The 15,805-nt window shown below is 68.6% G+C and carries 16 protein-coding genes; 11 read left to right on the top strand and 5 right to left on the bottom strand.

All coding sequences use genetic code 11. The annotated features are described in order from the left end of the window. Nucleotides 1–168: 168 nt before the first annotated feature. Together ACLJPX_RS13655 and ACLJPX_RS13650 are read left to right on the top strand one after the other, a co-directional pair. Nucleotides 169–2,040, top strand: coding sequence for a propionyl-CoA synthetase (locus ACLJPX_RS13655; RefSeq protein WP_410600400.1), 1,872 nt, complete (start codon nucleotides 169–171; stop codon nucleotides 2,038–2,040). A gap of 108 nt (nucleotides 2,041–2,148) precedes the next feature. Next, nucleotides 2,149–3,729 carry a beta-N-acetylhexosaminidase gene (locus tag ACLJPX_RS13650; protein WP_410600399.1) on the top strand — a complete coding sequence of 527 codons (1,581 nt, stop codon included), beginning with the start codon at nucleotides 2,149–2,151 and terminating at the stop codon, nucleotides 3,727–3,729. 58 nt (nucleotides 3,730–3,787) lie between these two features. Here the strand turns inward: ACLJPX_RS13650 and ACLJPX_RS13645 are convergent, their stop codons facing one another. The 4 genes from ACLJPX_RS13645 to ACLJPX_RS13630 are packed head-to-tail and all read right to left on the bottom strand — an operon-like array spanning nucleotide 3,788 to nucleotide 6,979. Next, nucleotides 3,788–4,399, bottom strand: a complete 612-nt coding sequence (locus ACLJPX_RS13645) for a TetR/AcrR family transcriptional regulator (protein ID WP_410600398.1) — start codon at nucleotides 4,397–4,399, stop codon at nucleotides 3,788–3,790. Beyond that, nucleotides 4,389–5,084: an MOSC domain-containing protein gene (locus tag ACLJPX_RS13640; protein WP_410600397.1), complete on the bottom strand. Its 696-nt coding sequence runs from the start codon at nucleotides 5,082–5,084 to the stop codon at nucleotides 4,389–4,391. The genes ACLJPX_RS13645 and ACLJPX_RS13640 overlap by 11 nt, the downstream gene beginning before the upstream one ends. A gap of 27 nt (nucleotides 5,085–5,111) precedes the next feature. Next, complete coding sequence (locus tag ACLJPX_RS13635; protein WP_410600396.1) at nucleotides 5,112–5,456, bottom strand: DUF779 domain-containing protein; 345 nt, start codon at nucleotides 5,454–5,456, stop codon at nucleotides 5,112–5,114. After that, entirely contained in the window at nucleotides 5,456–6,979 is a 1,524-nt protein-coding gene (locus ACLJPX_RS13630; protein WP_410600395.1) for an aldehyde dehydrogenase family protein, read from the bottom strand. Before ACLJPX_RS13630 ends, ACLJPX_RS13635 begins: the two co-directional genes overlap by 1 nt. A gap of 105 nt (nucleotides 6,980–7,084) precedes the next feature. Here ACLJPX_RS13630 and ACLJPX_RS13625 point away from each other — a divergent pair, with 105 nt between their 5' ends. The 5 genes from ACLJPX_RS13625 (at nucleotide 7,085) to ACLJPX_RS13605 (ending at nucleotide 12,055) form a co-directional block, all read left to right on the top strand. Beyond that, nucleotides 7,085–8,566 (top strand): GAF domain-containing protein, encoded by a 1,482-nt coding sequence (locus ACLJPX_RS13625; RefSeq protein WP_410600394.1) that lies wholly within the window; start codon nucleotides 7,085–7,087, stop codon nucleotides 8,564–8,566. A gap of 68 nt (nucleotides 8,567–8,634) precedes the next feature. Next, nucleotides 8,635–9,435: an SGNH/GDSL hydrolase family protein gene (locus tag ACLJPX_RS13620; RefSeq protein ID WP_410600393.1), complete on the top strand. Its 801-nt coding sequence runs from the start codon at nucleotides 8,635–8,637 to the stop codon at nucleotides 9,433–9,435. Continuing rightward, the gene (locus tag ACLJPX_RS13615) at nucleotides 9,414–9,971 is read left to right on the top strand and encodes a TetR/AcrR family transcriptional regulator (protein WP_101610653.1); all 558 of its coding nucleotides are present in this window, start codon (nucleotides 9,414–9,416) and stop codon (nucleotides 9,969–9,971) included. The genes ACLJPX_RS13620 and ACLJPX_RS13615 overlap by 22 nt, the downstream gene beginning before the upstream one ends. Nucleotides 9,972–10,220: 249 nt before the next feature. Then, nucleotides 10,221–11,393 carry a sensor histidine kinase gene (locus ACLJPX_RS13610; RefSeq protein ID WP_410600392.1) on the top strand — a complete coding sequence of 391 codons (1,173 nt, stop codon included), beginning with the start codon at nucleotides 10,221–10,223 and terminating at the stop codon, nucleotides 11,391–11,393. Continuing rightward, entirely contained in the window at nucleotides 11,390–12,055 is a 666-nt protein-coding gene (locus ACLJPX_RS13605) for a response regulator (protein ID WP_410600391.1), read from the top strand. Before ACLJPX_RS13610 ends, ACLJPX_RS13605 begins: the two co-directional genes overlap by 4 nt. On the opposite strand, the gene ACLJPX_RS13600 is transcribed toward ACLJPX_RS13605, so the two are convergent. After that, complete coding sequence (locus tag ACLJPX_RS13600; protein ID WP_410600390.1) at nucleotides 12,019–13,482, bottom strand: phytoene desaturase family protein; 1,464 nt, start codon at nucleotides 13,480–13,482, stop codon at nucleotides 12,019–12,021. The genes ACLJPX_RS13605 and ACLJPX_RS13600 overlap by 37 nt on opposite strands. 94 nt (nucleotides 13,483–13,576) lie before the next feature. On the opposite strand from ACLJPX_RS13600, the gene ACLJPX_RS13595 reads away from it, so the two are divergent. From ACLJPX_RS13595 to ACLJPX_RS13580, 4 genes are read left to right on the top strand one after another with little or no spacing between them, the layout of a single operon-like run. Then, nucleotides 13,577–14,311, top strand: a complete 735-nt coding sequence (locus ACLJPX_RS13595; protein WP_101610657.1) for a DUF2786 domain-containing protein — start codon at nucleotides 13,577–13,579, stop codon at nucleotides 14,309–14,311. Between the two features lie 54 nt (nucleotides 14,312–14,365). After that, on the top strand, nucleotides 14,366–15,121 hold the full coding sequence (locus ACLJPX_RS13590) for a GNAT family N-acetyltransferase (protein WP_410600389.1): 756 nt from the start codon (nucleotides 14,366–14,368) through the stop codon (nucleotides 15,119–15,121). A gap of 28 nt (nucleotides 15,122–15,149) precedes the next feature. After that, nucleotides 15,150–15,491 (top strand): ArsR/SmtB family transcription factor, encoded by a 342-nt coding sequence (locus ACLJPX_RS13585; RefSeq protein WP_410600388.1) that lies wholly within the window; start codon nucleotides 15,150–15,152, stop codon nucleotides 15,489–15,491. Next, a complete protein-coding gene (locus ACLJPX_RS13580) occupies nucleotides 15,488–15,757 on the top strand; it encodes a hypothetical protein (RefSeq protein WP_101610659.1) in 270 nt (89 codons plus the stop codon). Before ACLJPX_RS13585 ends, ACLJPX_RS13580 begins: the two co-directional genes overlap by 4 nt. Nucleotides 15,758–15,805: the final 48 nt, after the last annotated feature.

The following is a 15,805-nucleotide window of genomic DNA, read 5'->3' as shown; positions in this document are numbered from 1 at the left end:
CTCCCCTCGCTGATTCGGCCGTTTCCGGCGGTTTTTCCCTAGTTCAGCTTAGGACGCTCTACCGGGCCGAGGGGTTGCCGGGTTATATCCCGTGTCTCCAGATGACCGGGCGATCGCGTGACGGCCGGGACATGATGGGTCCGGTACCCGAGTGCGAAGGAGCTTTCGATGTACGCCGAGTCGTACCAGCGGAGCCTCGAAGACCCGGAGGGTTTTTGGCTCGAAGCCGCACAGGCGATCGACTGGACCCGTCCGCCGACGCGAGCCCTCGACGTGTCGAAGGCGCCCTTCTACCGCTGGTTCCCGGACGGGGAGCTGAACACGGCGTTCAACGCGCTCGACAGGCACGTCCGGGACGGCCGCGGCGGGCAGACCGCGCTGATCTGGGATTCCCCGGTCACCGATTCGGTACGCCGGTTCACCTACGCGGAGCTGCTGGACAACGTCGCCCGGTTCGCCGGCGCGCTCGCCTCGCTCGGCGTCGGGAAGGGCGACCGCGTCATCGTCTACATGCCGATGGTCCCCGAGGCCGCGGTCGCGATGCTCGCGTGCGCCCGGCTCGGCGCGGTGCATTCGGTGGTGTTCGGCGGGTTCGCGCCCAAGGAACTGGCGGCGCGGATCGAGGACGCCAAACCGAAGGTGATCGTGGCCGCGTCGTGCGGGATCGAACCGGCACGGGTCGTCGAGTACAAACCGATCATCGACGAGGCGCTCGCGGGCACCGCCCATCAGCCGGACAAGGTCGTGGTGCTGCAGCGCGAGCGTGCCCGCGCCGAACTGGGCGAGCGCGACGCCGACTGGGCCGAACTGGTTGCGAAGGCCTCCCCCGCCGATCCGGTGCCGGTCGCGGCGACCGATCCGCTGTACATCCTGTACACCTCCGGCACCACGGGGAAGCCGAAGGGAGTCGTGCGCGACACCGGCGGGCACGCGGTCGCGCTGGCCTGGTCGATGGGCGCGATCTACGACATCCACCCCGGTGACGTGTGGTGGACGGCTTCCGACGTCGGCTGGGTCGTCGGCCATTCCTACATCGTTTACGCCCCGCTCCTCATCGGGGCCACGACGCTCATGTTCGAGGGCAAACCGGTCAATACCCCGGACGCGGGAGCGTTCTGGCGGGTCATCGCCGACCACGGGGTGAAGGCGCTGTTCACCGCGCCGACGGCGTTGCGGGCGATCAAGAAGGTCGACCCGGACGCGAACGAAACGAAGAAATACCAGCTCGGCGGGTTCGAGACCCTGTTCATGGCGGGTGAACGGCTCGATCCGGAGACGTATCACTGGGCACACGAGAAACTCGGCGTGCCGGTGATCGACCACTGGTGGCAGACCGAGACCGGCTGGCCGATCGCGGCGAATCCGCGCGGGCTGGAACCGATGCCGGTCAAACCCGGTTCCGCGACGAAACCGGTGCCGGGCTGGGACGTACGGATCCTGGACCAGTCGGGCGATCCGCTTCCGGCCGGGCAGGAAGGCGCGATCGCCATCAAGCTTCCGCTTCCGCCGGGATCGCTGCCCACGCTGTGGCAGGACGACGAGCGGTATCGCGAGGCGTATCTTTCGCGGTACGAAGGCCACTACCTGACGGGTGACTCCGGATACGTCGACGAAGACGGCTATCTGTTCGTCATGGGCCGCACCGACGACGTCATCAACGTCGCGGGCCACCGGCTTTCGACCGGTTCGATGGAGGCCGTGCTGGCCTCCCATCCCGCCGTCGCCGAATGCGCGGTGATCGGCGTCCGCGACCAGCTCAAGGGGCAGCTTCCGCGCGGATTCGTGGTGCTGAAGTCCGGCGTCGACACCGACGCCGAAACGCTCAAGGCCGAATTGGTCGCGCTGGTCCGGCGTGACATCGGCCCGGTGGCCGCGTTCCGTGACGTGTCCATTGTGGACGCGCTGCCGAAGACGCGATCCGGGAAGATCCTGCGCAAGACCATGCGCGGAATAGCCGACGGCCGCGACGAGCAGGTGCCCTCGACGATCGAGGACGCGAGCGTTCTCGATGCCTTGAAAGCGGTTCTGCGCGGCGAATGACCGGTGATCGGTACGCCGTCCTAGTCCGATCGGGTGTTGTCCCGTTTGCCCTATTGGTCTATACCTCTAAAGGAAGAGAGTCTCCAGTTCCCCGACCGGAGGTGCTCCATGAGTAAACGCCTGTCCACAACCGTGCTCGGTGTGGCCGTCCTGGGTCTCGTGACCTTCGGCCTGCCCGCGACGGCGAGCGCGGCACAGCACGCGAAGGCCGAACGGACCGTCACCGACGTCGTCCCCGCGCCGGTCGACGCGAAACCGGATCCCCGTGCGAACTTCCGGCTCGGCCCCGGGACCGTCATCCGCGCCGATCGCGACGGCAAGCAGGTCGCCGAGTACCTGGCCGGGCTGCTCCGGCCCGCCACCGGCTACCGGCTGCCCGTCGTCACCGGCCACCGCGGCGGCGGCCCCGCCATCTCGCTCGAAACCGGCCACGCGAGCGGCCGGGTCGGCACCGAGGGGTACCAGCTCAAGGTGTCTTCCTCGGGCGTGACCCTGAAGGCGAACACCGACAAGGGCCTGTTCTCCGGCGTGCAGACGCTGCGACAACTGCTCCCGTCGGCGATCGAAGCGAAGACCGTCCAGAAGCGTTCGTGGGTGGTTTCGGGCGGCACCGTGCTCGACTACCCGCGCTTCGGCTACCGCAGCGCGATGCTCGACGTCGCCCGGCATTTCTTCAAGCCGGAGCAGGTCAAGCTGTACATCGACCAGATCGCGCAGTACAAGATCAACACGCTCCACCTGCACCTGAGCGACGACCAGGGCTGGCGGATCGAGATCAAGAGCTGGCCGAAGCTGGCGACCGTGGGCGGGCAGACCGCCGTCGGCGGCGCTCCTGGCGGCTACTACACCCAAGAGCAGTACAAGGACCTGGTGCGCTACGCGGCTTCGCGGCACATCACGATCGTTCCCGAGATCGACATGCCCGGGCACACCAACGCGGCCCAGCACTCCTACGCCGAACTGAACTGCGACGGCGTCGCGGTGCCGCCGCGCACGGACATCGAGGTCGGCTACAGCTCGCTGTGCATCAAGAGCGACATCACCTACAAGTTCGTCGACGACGTCCTCCGCGAACTGGCCGCGATCACCCCCGGCAAGTACCTCAACATCGGGGGCGACGAGGCGCACGCGACCACTCCGGAGGATTACCAGACCTTCGCCAAGAAGGTGCAGCCGATCGTCGCGAAGTACGGCAAGACGATCACCGGCTGGCACGACATCGCGAAGACGACCCCGCCGCTTTCGGCCGTCCCGCAGTTCTGGGGCACGACCGGCACCGACGCGAACGTCGCCGCGGCGGCGGCCCGGGGCAACAAGATCCTGATGTCGCCCGCCAACAAGGCCTACATGGACATGAAGTACCACCCGCAGACGCCGCTCGGGCTGGCCTGGGCCGGGCTGATCGAGGTCAAGACCGGTTACGACTGGGATCCGGCGACGTACCTGCAGGGCGTGACGGAGAAGAACGTCATCGGTGTCGAGGCGCCGCTGTGGTCGGAAACGCTCGTGACCAGTGAGCACATCGAGTTCATGGCGTTCCCGAGGTTGCCGGGTTACGCCGAGATCGGCTGGTCGCCGAAGGATTCCCGGACGTGGGACGCCTACCGGCTCCGGCTGGCGAAGCAGAGCCCGCGGTGGGTTCAGCAGGGCATCGACTTCTACCGGTCCACTCAGGTCGACTGGAAGTAGCCCCGCTCACGTGACAGGAAAGGCCCGTTACTTGCGAAATTTGCAAGTAACGGGCCTTTCATGTCACCGCTGCGGCGTCGAGACGGGCGGTGATGGCGGCGCGGGCCAGCGTGTAGGGCTCGGTGCCGCCGAACATCACCGAGTCCGCGTTCGCGGCCCGGCCGAGGGCGTGCAGTTCGAAGGCCAGCCGCGCCACGTCGACGGACTCGCGAAGGTGCCCCGTCTTCCTCGCCTCGACGGCGGTCGCCCGGATGAACTCGGCGAATCCCCGGCTCGCGTTCGCCACCGCGTCGTGGACCCGGCCGGTCCGCGCGTCGAATTCGGCGCCGGCGTTGAAGAAGAAGCAGCCGCCCGGGAACACCCGGCGTTCCGAGTAGTCCAGCCAGTTCGCGCACAGCGCGCGCAGCCTGGCGATCCCCTGCTCGACCTCCAGTGTCGGCCGGATGACGTTCTCGGCGAAGATCGCGCTCGCCGTCTCGACCGCCGCGAGCTGCAGTTCCTCCTTGGAACCGAACAACGCGAAGACCCCGGATTTGCTCAGTTCCAGCTCGGTCGCGAGTCTGCCGAGGGACAGGCCGTCGAGCCCTTCGACGGAGGCGATGTCGACGGCGCGCCGCAGCACGATCCGCCTCGTCGCGTCGCCGCGGGCAACCCGGCCGTCAACCGGCATCCCGTTCCTCCCGCCGCCGTTTCGCCGATTCCAGGCCGTCACGGTACTGCCGGGAGAGCGACGGCGCCGCCAGCACCCGGTCCAGCAGCGCCCAGTACGCGACGCGGCGATCGTCGTCCAGCTGGGCGACGTTGGTGAACGAAGCGACGTACACCTCGGCGATCGTCGGACTCGCCGGATCTCGTTCTTCGAGCGTCATCCGGCCCGAGGTCGGGACCTCACCCGTCCGCAGCACCCGCAGGTACCAGCCGCTCCGGCCGGAATCGATCATCGCCGGGATGACGTCCTTGCGCCCGGTCTTCATCGCGAGCTTGAAACACGGCGTCCGCGGCTGCGAGACCTGGACCAGCGCGTCTCCCCAGGCCCAGACGTCACCGACGCGGACGTCGTGCTCGTCGGCGCCCACCACCGACGCGTTCTCCCCGAAGTCGCCGGCCACCACCGCGAAGCCCTGCTCCGACCAGGCCGCGTAGTGCGTCGCCGGATAGACGTAAACGGCTTTGTCGACCCCGCCGTGGACCGTGCGATCCGCCTGGTCGTCACCGGCCAAGTTGATCTCGTCCAGCTTCAGTGACGACGCGTCGACACGCGACTTCGCGATGGCGCTGTACACCGGGATGTCGCGCTTCACCCCGAGTACGGACGGCCGCCCGACGAAGACCTCGTTCACTTCGAGTGTGCTCACAACCCCGAAGATAGCACGATCGTTCGTTTACTCAAGCAACCTCGAGCGGGTCAGGAAACGCACGCCTTCGGGCGCTTCCAGCGAGAACCCGCTCCCCCTGCCGGGCACGACGTCGATGGTCAGATGCGTGTGCTTCCAGTACTCGAACTGTGGTCCCGACATCCACACCGGGACGTCCTCGATCCCCTCGACGACCAGGTCGCCGAGGCGGACGTCGGACACCCCGGTGCGGAATTCGCCCGCCGGGTAACACATGGGCGCGCTTCCGTCGCAGCATCCGCCGGACTGGTGGAACATCACCGGCCCGTGGAGCGACACCAGCCGCCGCAGCAGCTCCGCGGCGGCCGGTGTCAACGCGACCCGCCCGGTCATCAGAAGAACCCGAGCGCACTGTCCGAATAGGACACGAGCATGTTCTTCGTCTGCTGGTAGTGATCCAGCATCATCTTGTGGTTCTCGCGCCCGATGCCGGACGCCTTGTAGCCGCCGAAGGCCGCGTGCGCCGGGTACGCGTGGTAGTTGTTGACCCACACCCGGCCCGCCTGGATGTCGCGGCCCGCGCGGTAGGCGGTGTTGCCGTCGCGGGACCAGACACCGGCGCCGAGGCCGTACAGCGTGTCGTTGGCGATCTTCAGCGCGTCGGCGTAGTCGTCGAACCTCGCCACCGAGACGACCGGGCCGAAGATCTCCTCCTGGAAGATCCGCATCTTGTTGTCGCCCTCGAACACCGTCGGCTGCACGTAGTAGCCGCCGGACAGTTCGCCGCCGAGGTCGCTGCGCTCGCCGCCGGTGAGGATCTTCGCGCCTTCCTTCACCCCGATGTCGATGTAGGAAAGGATCTTCTCCAGCTGGTCGTTGGAGGCCTGCGCGCCGATCTGCGTTTCGGTGTCGAGCGGGTGTCCCTGCTTGATCTTCTTGACCCGCTCGACGGCGTCGCCGAGGAACCGGTCGTAGATGCCGGACTGGATCAGCGCGCGCGACGGGCAGGTGCAGACTTCGCCCTGGTTCAGCGCGAAGAGCGCGAAACCCTCCTGCGCCTTGTCGTAGAAGGCGTCGTTGGCCGCGGCGACGTCGTCGAAGAAGATGTTCGGGCTCTTGCCGCCGAGTTCGACGGTGACCGGGATGATGTTCTCGCTGGCGTACTGCAGGATCAGCCGTCCGGTGGTGGTCTCGCCGGTGAACGCGACCTTCCGCACGCGGTTGCTCGACGCGAGCGGTTTGCCCGCCTCGACGCCGAAGCCGTTGACGATGTTCAGCACACCCGGCGGGATCAGGTCGCCGATGAGCGACATCAGCAGGTGGATCGACGCCGGGGTCTGCTCGGCGGGTTTGAGCACGATCGCGTTGCCTGCGGCGAGCGCGGGCGCGAGCTTCCAGACCGCCATCAGCAGCGGGAAGTTCCACGGGATGATCTGGCCGACGACGCCGAGCGGTTCGTGGAAGTGGTACGCCACGGTGTTGTCGTCGATCTGCGAGATACCGCCCTCCTGGGCTCGCAGCGCGCCGGCGAAGTAGCGGAAGTGGTCGATCGCGAGGGGGATGTCGGCGGCGAGCGTCTCGCGGACCGGCTTGCCGTTCTCCCACGATTCGGCGACGGCGATCGCCTCGAGGTTCTGTTCCATCCGGTCGGCGATCCGGAGCAGGACGTTCGACCGCTCGTCCACCGACGTCCGGCCCCAGGCCGCGGCCGCGCCTTCGGCCGCGTCGAGCGCGCGGTCGACGTCGACGGCGGTGCCGCGGGCGATCTCGGTGAACACCTGCCCGGTCACCGGGGTCGGGTTCTCGAAGTACTGGCCGCTCGCGGGCGCTACGTACTCGCCTCCGATGTAGTGGTCGTAGCGGGACTCGTAGCTGACGACGCTGCCTTCGGTGTTCGGTGCCGCGTACTTGGCCATCTTTCCTGCCTCATCGCTAGGGGTGGCGGATGGCGGCGAACGTAGGCCGGGTGGGGTTGCACGAGCGTTGCAACGAAGTGAGCCCGGTCACCTATCCTCGGAGACGTGGCGGAGCTGCCCGGAGGTGAAGCGTCGCCGCGTGACCCCCAGGCGTACGCGCGGCTACTGAAAGACGTCCACGACGCAGTCCTCTCCGGTGTTCCGGGACCGCGTTCCCCCAGGTCGATCGTGTCGGCGTCGTGGAATCGCTCGCTCGCCGCGCGGGTCGACCCGGACACCGGCGTCGCCCCGCTCGTCTACGACTCCGGCGAGCTGACCGGGCTGCGGGACGAGCATCCGCTGGCGCCGGTGCTGCCCATCCTGCGGCAGACGCTCGTGAGCATCGCCGACGACGCCGAGCACATGATGATCGTGACCGACGCGGCCGGGCACATCCTGTGGCGCGAGGGCGCTGCGGCGGTCCTGCGGCGCGCGGACGGCGTGATGCTCGCCGAGGGCACGCGCTGGAGCGAGGACGTCATCGGGACGAACGCGATGGGCACCACGCTCGCCACCGGGGAACCGGTGCAGATCTACTCGGCCGAGCATCTGGTGCGGACCTATCACGGCTGGACCTGCGCGGCGGCGCCCGTGCGCGATCCGGAGACGGGCGCGCTGCTCGGGTCGATCGACGTCAGCGGCCCGCTGCGGACGGTGCATCCCGCGATGCTCGCGCTGGTCACGGCGGCCGCACAACTCGCCGAAGGCCAGCTGCGAGCGCGGCTCGCGATGCGGGACGAGCGGCTGCGGGTCGCGAACATGACTCACCTGGAAGCGCTACGCGGCGCGCCAGGAGCCCTGCTGTCGGCGAAGGGACGCGTGCTGGCCGCGGAGTCGTGCGGCGACCTTCCCTCTACTGTGGACATCCGACCTGGAGGCGGCGCGGTCACCCTGCCCGACGGGCGACTCGGCACGGTGGAGCCGTTGAGCGAGGGCTATTTGCTGCGACTGCGCCACCGGTCGCCGTCGAGGCGCCCCAGGCTCGCGCTGGAGTTTCTCACCGACGGCCCGCCATCGACCACAGTGGACGGTCGCGAGGTGCCGTTCACCTTGCGGCACGCGGAAATCCTCACCTTGCTCGCTCTCCATCCCGACGGACTCTCGGCGGAACGGCTGGCACTGCTGCTCTATGGCGAGAGCGGCAACCCGGTGACCGTGCGCGCGGAGATCCACCGGCTGCGGACCCAACTCGGATCGGACATCGTGCAGACGCGCCCGTATCGGCTTTCGGCCGAGGTGGACGCCGACTTCCTGCGGGTCCGCGCGGCGCTCAGGCGGGGTGACGTCGCCGGTGCAGCCACGGCCTTCCATGGGCCGCTGCTGGCCGAGTCGGAGGCGCCCGCCGTCCGCGAAGAGCGAGAGTCCGTCACCGCGTCGGTCCGGCGGGTGGTGCTCGACAGCGGGGACGCGACGGCGCTCTGGACATACTGGGAGACCTCCTGCGGTGCCGACGACCTGGAAGTCGTCGACGCGCTCTGCCGCGCACTCCCGGACGAAGACCCGCGTCGCGCGGTCGCCTTCACCCATCGGGCTCGCCTCGGCCGCTGAGTAGACAGCGTCTACATAAGTTTGATAGACAGTGTCTACAAGGTGAACTCGCGGTTACGGAGATCTGGATGGGCTACCAACGTTTCGTCGCGCTCGGCGACAGCTGCGCCGAAGGGCTGGCCGATCCGCATCCGTCGGGTGGCTTCTACCGGGGCTGGGCGGACTTCGTCGCGGCACGCCTCGCCGAGGACGAGCCCGGTTTCCGCTACGCGAACCTCGCGGTCCGCGGGCGCAGGCTCGACCAGATCCACGCCGAGCAGACCGAGTCGGCGAGCAGGCTCCAGCCGGACCTGATCGCGTTGTTCGGCGGCGGCAACGACGTGATGAGCCGCGGCTGGGACGCGCGCACGGTCGCGCGCCGCGTCGACACGGCCATCCGCGCCTGCACCGAGATCGCGCCGAACGTCGTGACCTTCACCCTCAGCGACATCTCGCACCGCATGCCGATGGGCCACCGGATGCGCCCGCGCCTCACCGCGCTGAACGACGCCGTCCGGGAAGCGTCCGTCAGCTACGGCGCGACGCTCGTCGACCTCTGGCCGGACCACGCCGCGCACGATTCCCGCTACTTCGGCCCGGATCGGCTGCATCTGTCCGAGCAGGGCCACCGCCGCCTCGCCGGGCACGTGCTCGGCAAACTCGGCGTCACTCACGACCCGGCCTGGCTCGAACCGCTCCCCGGTTCGGCGGGACGCCCCGGCCTCCGCGCGGATCTGAACTGGTTGACGCGGGAGGTCCTCCCGGTCGCGGTCAGCCGTTTCCGCAACCGGCTCAGCGGCCGCCAGCCGGGCGACGGCTTCCTGCCGAAGCGCCCGGAACTCCTGCCCGTCCTCGAGGAGACCCGGTCGTGGGCGCCCGAACCCGCCTGATCGACACCGCGGCGAACCTGCTGGCCGAAGAGGGCGTCGGCGCGGTGACGCTGCGCGGGATCGCCAAGGCCGCCGGCGTCTCGCACGGCGCGCCCTTACGGCATTTCTCCGGCCGCGCAGCCCTGCTGTCGGCGGTCGCCACCCGCGGCTACACCGAACTGCTCGACCGCGGCGACGGCCTGCCCGCCGGGACCCCGCGCGAGCGGCTCATCGCGGCCTGCCACGGATATCTCGACTTCGCGCTGGCGCATCCGGCGATGTTCGAGCTGATGTTCCGACGCGACCTCATCGATCCGGACGATCCCGAACTCACGCGGGTGAGCAGCGCGGTTTTCGACTTCTTCGCCGCGCTGGTCGCCGAGGTGCAGAACGGCGACTGGCATCCCACGACCGATCCGCGACTGCTCGCGTCCTCGCTGTGGGCGTCCTTGCACGGCCTCGCCCAGTTGTGGCTCTGGGGCGGGCTGGCGGGCGCCAGCTTCGCGCCGTCGCCGGAAAGGGCGCTGGCCGTCACCCTTGACGCCTACCTTGGCTGAAGCTCGGCGAAGAGGCGGCCCGTTCCGGATATCCCCTCCCGAAGGCCCTCTTACCCGGGGCAGATCATCCTCTTCGCCGAGTCGGGGGAATGGAAATGTCCATCCTGTTCCGACGGTAACCGGACAGATCACCGAGCGGAATCCCCGCGAGTCGGAGGCCGGGGTAAACCTTGGCGGTATATCGGCGGGCGAATACCGCGATGGTTGCAGGAATTGGGCGCGTTAACGCTGCGGCGGTAGTTTTCGTAAGTGCCGTCCCTCGCTCAGCCCTTTCAGCTCCTCCGCGCACGGCCGCTGCTTCTCGACTGCCTGATCACGGCGGCCTCGGCCACCCTCCTCGCGCTGGGCGCGGCACCTCGCGGCGGCTCGTTCGGCGACCCGGTCGAACCCGGGGTCGTCGCCCTCGCGGTCCTCATCGCACTCCCGCTGGTCGTGCGGCGCCGTCATCCGATCGCGGTCCTGCTCGCCTCGGTTTCGGTCATGACCGTCTACACCGCGCTGGGCTACCGGGCCACTTTGGGCGAACCCGCGGCCTTCATCGCGGCGTACACGGTGTGGGCGCGCTATCCGCCCGCGAAGGCGGTGGCGCCGACCATCGTGTGGGTCGTCCTTTTCGAGCTGGGGCTCATCCTCGGCGAAGTGCCGTCCTTCGTGGTCGACACGACCCGCCTGATCGCGCAGTGCGTGGGCACGATCATCGTCGGACGGCTCGGCTACGTCCGCGCGGACCGGATGGTCGAGCGCGCCGTCCGCGCGGAACGGGAGATCCGGCTCGAAGCGGAACAGGCCGTGGTCGAGGAACGCATCCGCATCGCGCACGAGCTGCACGACGTCGTGTCCCACCACATTTCGGTGATCTCGGTGCAGGCGAACCTGGCACGCTACGTCTTCGAGTCCTCCCCCGACACCGCGCGCACCGCGCTGGACACCATCGCCGGGACCACGACGGAAGCGCTCGACGAACTGCGGCGCCTGCTCGGAGTGCTGCGCCCGCCGCGGCGCGAGCCCCACGAATACCGCCCTCAGCCCGGCCTCGCCGACCTTCCCGCGCTGGTCACCCGGGTTCGTGAAGCCGGCCTCACGGTGGAGACGCGCACGATCGGCGAACCACGACGACTTCCGCCGGGACAGCAACTGTGCACCTACCGTATCGCTCAAGAAGCGCTTACGAATGTACTGAAACACGCGGAGAAGGCGTGTGCGGAACTCGTCCTCGAATACGGCGAGGAAGCGCTCGTACTCCGCGTCGGTAATTCCGCTTCCGAGGAGACACCACCGCCCAATCCGGCGGGGCAAGGCCTCATCGGAATGCGTGAACGAGCGAGAATGTACGGTGGTTCGATAGAAATGGGACCGGCCGGATCAGGCGGTTTCGCGATCGAACTGACCCTTCCCTATCTTCCGCAGGAGCGAGCCCGGTGACCAGTGTGCTGGTGGTCGACGACCAGGATCTCGTCCGGGCGGGCTTCGTCGCCCTGCTCGGCGCGGTTCCCGACGTGCACGTCGCGGGCGAAGCGCGAGACGGGCTCGAGGCCGTCGAGAAGGCGCGTGAACTGCGTCCGGACGTGATCCTGATGGACATCCGGCTGCCCGAACTCGACGGTGTCAAGGCGACCGAGCGGATCCTCGCGCATGCCGGGCCGGACAAGCCGAGCGTGCTCATGCTGACGGTCTTCGACCTCGACGAGTACGTCTACACCGCGTTGCGCGCGGGCGCGGCGGGCTTTCTTCTCAAGGACAGTCCGCCGGAGACGCTGATCGCCGGGATCCACGCGGTCGCGCGCGGCGACATGTTGTTCGGCCCGACCATCACCCGGCGGCTGGTCGAAGCCTTCACCCAAGGCCCGCCGGAACAACCGTCCGCCCCGCCCGCGCTGGCCGGGCTGACCGAACGCGAACTCGAGGTGCTGCGTTTCGTCGGCACCGGCATGCCGAACGCCGACATCGGCCGGAGTCTGCTGGTCAGCGAGGCCACGGTGAAGACGCATCTGAACCGGCTCATGACCAAACTCGGGATTTCGAGCCGTGCCCAAGCCGTGGTGGTCGCCTACGAAACCGGCCTCGTCCGGCCTCGCGGATCATGAATTACGCGCTCGAAGTCCTTGCCCAGTAAGGATTTCGCGGCGTGCCAGCCGCCCATTCCGTGCACGCCCGGCCCTGGCGCGGTCGCGGCCGAGCACAGGAAGACGCCGCCGAGCGGGGTCTTGTGCGGATTCCACCGCACGACCGGCCGTCCGAGCACCTGCCGCAGGTTCACCGCCCCGGCGGCGACGTCACCGCCGGGGTAGTTCGCGTTGTACGCCTCGAGTTCCGGTGCGGTGACGCACCGGCTCGCCAGGATCGTGTCGGAGAACCCGGGCGCGAACCGTTCGATCCGCCGTCGGACGATCTCGGTGACGTCTCGCGGATCCCCGTGCGGCACATGGCAATACGCCCACACCGGCCGCTTGCCCGGCAGCCCGCGCGACGGATCGATCGCCATCGGATCCGACACGAGCACGAAGCGGTCTTCCGGATCTCCTCCGCGCGCGATGGCGTTCTCGGCCGCGTACACCGCGTCGCGCGTGCCTCCGAGGTGGACGGTGCCCGCCTTGCCGACCTCCGGCACCGCCCACGGAATCGGTTCGGACACCAGGAAATCGACCTTCGCCGCGCCGGGTCCGTAGCGGTAGGACTCCAGCGCCTTCCGGTATCGCGGCGGCATCAGATCGCGGGCGATGTCGAGGAATCCGCGCGGGGCGATGTCGAGGATCACCGTCCGCGACTTCGCCAGTTGCCGCAGATCGGTGATCCGGCTGCCGGTGTGGATCCGCCCGCCGTGCGCGCGGACGTCGGCGGCGAGGGCCTCGGTGATGGTCTGGCTTCCGCCTCGGGCGATCGGCCAGCCCGTCGAGTGCGCGAGGTGGCTGAGCAGCAGAGTCGCCCCCGCCGCGGCGAGCGAAGGCTGACGGCCCATCACATGCGCGGAGACGCCGGAAAGCAGCGCGGGCGCCTCCTGACCGGTGAACAAGCGACGCTCCAGTCCGGCCGCGAGCGTCGCGATCCGAGCCGGGAGCAGGGCGGCGATCCGGGGATCACGGGGCGGATGGCGAAGGTCGCCGAGCAGGAGATCGGTCAGTTCGCGGCTGTTCCCGGCCAGCGGTCCCAGCAAGCGGCGCCACCGGAGTCCGTCCGTACCAAGGACGTCACAGGTCCGGTCGAGATCTTCATAGGCGAGTCCGGCCCGGTTACCGTCGATCGGGTGTGCGTACGCGATCTCCGGCCGCAGGAGGTCGACACCGTGCTCGGCGAGGCCGAACCAGCGGAAGAACGGGGACGCCGCGGCCATCGGATGCCCGGTGGCGCAGATGTCGTGCAGGACGTCGTCGTCGAACAGCGGAGCCGTGCGCGTCCCTCCGCCGATCTCGTCCGCCGCCTCGTGAACCTCGACCGACAGGCCCGCCCTGACCAGCAGGACCGCCGCCGCGAGCCCGTTCGGACCCGAACCGACCACCGACACCTCGACCGACATAGCACCCCCTTGCCGGGATCCGGAGATCTTGCCCGAATATTGTCGGACCTCTCTCCTAGGTTGATCCGCTCCAACCCAATCAGGAAGGGGGGCCATGCCCGACCATGACACGCTGCTCGCACGCGTCCGGAAACTTCTCGCGAAGGCGGAGGACCCGGCGGTCACCGAGGCCGAAGCAGAGTCGTACAACACCAAGGCCGCCGAACTGATCGCCCGGTACGGCATCGATCAAGCACTGCTGGCCGCCTCCGGGGCGACCGCCGACGAGATCACCCAGATCATGATCCCGCTCGACAATCCGTACAGCCGCGACAAGGCGGGGCTGCTCACGAACATCGCGCATCCCCTGCGCTGCCGGGCCCTGCTGCACCGGCTCGGCCAGTCGGTCACCGCGGTGACCGTGTTCGGCTTCCGCTCCGATCTGGAACGGACCGAACTGCTGTACACGAGCCTGCTGTTGCAGGCGACCACGCAACTGACCAGGGTCCGCCCGGAGAACCGGGTGTTCATGGGCGAATCACTGGCCGCGTACCGGCGGACTTGGCTGCACGGGTTCTCCGGCGCGGTCTACGAACGACTCCGCAACAGTGAAGACACCGCGGCCCGCACCCACACCACCGCCGCCGGCCACCGCTCCGCCGAACTGGTGATCCAGGACCGGACGGCGATGGTCAAGCAGGCATACGACGAGCAGTACGGCGATCTGCGCTCGGCACCGCCGAGGCGGCTGTCCGGCAGCGGCTACCTCGACGGTCATTCCGCCGGAGAGCGCGCCAACCTCAACACCACCGGGATCACCGGACGGCGCCGCGCGCTGCCCGTGCGCTAGCCGGTACCGAAAACCACCTCGTGAGAAACGCGTGTCCTCGGGTCTACTGAGGACATGATCGTGATCGAAGACCTGGCCACCCGGCCTGAGCTGCGCGAGCCCGCGCTCGGCCTCGGCGGCGTCGGAGGCGAGTTCCTCCAGCACGACCTGACGGGCCTGCTGGCGAAATCGTCCCACTTGGCCGCGCGCTGGCCGGAATACTTCCTCGTGCTGCTGGAAGACGGCGTCCCGGTGGCGAGAACAGCCGCCGTCCCGGTCGGTTTCCCGACGGCCGACCGTCCGGAACTGCCGGACCACGGCTGGGACGCCGCCCTGATCTGGGCCGCGGAAGACCTGATGAGCGCCCGTGAGACGAACACTCTGATCGCCCTCGAAGTGATGGTCGAGCCAGGCCGCCGTGGTGGCGGCCTGGCCACAAAAGCTTTGAAAGCACTGAAAACACGTGCCTCGGAAACCGGGATGCGCAACCTCGTGGTGCCGGTTCGCCCGGCGGGGAAGGAGAATGAACCCGAACTGTCCTTTGAGGACTATGTGGCTCGCCGTCGCCGGGACGGGCTGCCCGAAGATCCGTGGCTGCGCACGCACGAACGGCTCGGCGCCCGATTCGTGAAAGTGGCACCGTTCGCGATGACGGTCACGGGCACCTTCGCGCAGTGGAAGGCGTGGACCGGTGTCGAACTCCGCGACGGTCTCACGGCCGTGCCGGGCGGTATCGCACCGGTGCTCGCCTCCTCGGCACAGGACGTCGGCGTCTACGTGGAGCCGAACGTCTGGATGGAACACCTGGTAGATCGAACCAGCACCTGCTAGATTTCTTTGGCATGTGCAGGAGCTCGGCATGACCGCCACCGGACCCTCCGGCGACGAGCTGCTGCGGCTGCTGGGGGCACTGTCGAATCCGCACCGGTTGCGGATCGTCGCGGCGCTCCGCGCGGAGCGCGCGTACGTGAGCCAACTGGCGCGGGAGCTCGGCATCAGCCGGGCACTCCTGCAGCTCCACCTGCGCAAACTGGAGGCGGCCGGGCTCGTGTCGGCCACCCTGGAGCTTTCGGAGGACGGGAAAGCGATGAAGTTCTACGAGGTGACACCGTTCCTGGTCGAGCTGAGCCCGGACACCATCGCCGCCGCGGCGCCGACGCTGAGCACACCGGCACCGGGCGATGAGGGGGAACGACCGTGAAGTGGCATCAATGGCAGGAGGTCGCCGGGGTGATCGGCATCTTCGTGTTCCTCACCGTGGTGATCACGGTGGTCGTCTGGCAGTTCGGCGCGACCGTCCGGGCCAGGGGCGCGCTCGCGCGCGAGCAGGAATACCGCAGGCTCGCCGAGAAAGCCGTCCAGGCGCAGGAAGAGACCGAACGCAAACTCACCGAACTCGACGGGCGCCTCGCGGATCTCCAGAAGAGCGTGGGCTCGGTCGAGCGGATCCTCAAGGAGGTCGGCTGATCGGCCGGTGAAGACCCTGGGCCGCCGAGCGGCAACTCGACGGCCCAG

The sequence above is a fragment of the Amycolatopsis sp. lyj-90 genome (genome assembly GCF_046549035.1).
In the GTDB taxonomy this organism is placed as follows: Bacteria; Actinomycetota; Actinomycetes; order Mycobacteriales; family Pseudonocardiaceae; genus Amycolatopsis.
Note: the sequence above shows the minus strand (reverse complement) of the source record. Positions and strands in the feature narration are given on the sequence as shown.

Bases quoted from the DNA above. Each gene is read 5' to 3' on its own strand.
- ACLJPX_RS13590 (WP_410600389.1), top strand. From the start codon at position 14,366: ATGATCGTGATCGAAGACCTGGCCACCCGGCCTGAGCTGCGCGAGCCC.
- ACLJPX_RS13620 (WP_410600393.1), top strand. From the start codon at position 8,635: ATGGGCTACCAACGTTTCGTCGCGCTCGGCGACAGCTGCGCCGAAGGG.
- ACLJPX_RS13655 (WP_410600400.1), top strand. From the start codon at position 169: ATGTACGCCGAGTCGTACCAGCGGAGCCTCGAAGACCCGGAGGGTTTT.
- ACLJPX_RS13585 (WP_410600388.1), top strand. From the start codon at position 15,150: ATGACCGCCACCGGACCCTCCGGCGACGAGCTGCTGCGGCTGCTGGGG.
- ACLJPX_RS13595 (WP_101610657.1), top strand. From the start codon at position 13,577: ATGCCCGACCATGACACGCTGCTCGCACGCGTCCGGAAACTTCTCGCG.
- ACLJPX_RS13600 (WP_410600390.1), bottom strand. From the start codon at position 13,482: ATGTCGGTCGAGGTGTCGGTGGTCGGTTCGGGTCCGAACGGGCTCGCG.
- ACLJPX_RS13635 (WP_410600396.1), bottom strand. From the start codon at position 5,456: ATGACCGGGCGGGTCGCGTTGACACCGGCCGCCGCGGAGCTGCTGCGG.
- ACLJPX_RS13645 (WP_410600398.1), bottom strand. From the start codon at position 4,399: ATGCCGGTTGACGGCCGGGTTGCCCGCGGCGACGCGACGAGGCGGATC.
- ACLJPX_RS13650 (WP_410600399.1), top strand. From the start codon at position 2,149: ATGAGTAAACGCCTGTCCACAACCGTGCTCGGTGTGGCCGTCCTGGGT.
- ACLJPX_RS13630 (WP_410600395.1), bottom strand. From the start codon at position 6,979: ATGGCCAAGTACGCGGCACCGAACACCGAAGGCAGCGTCGTCAGCTAC.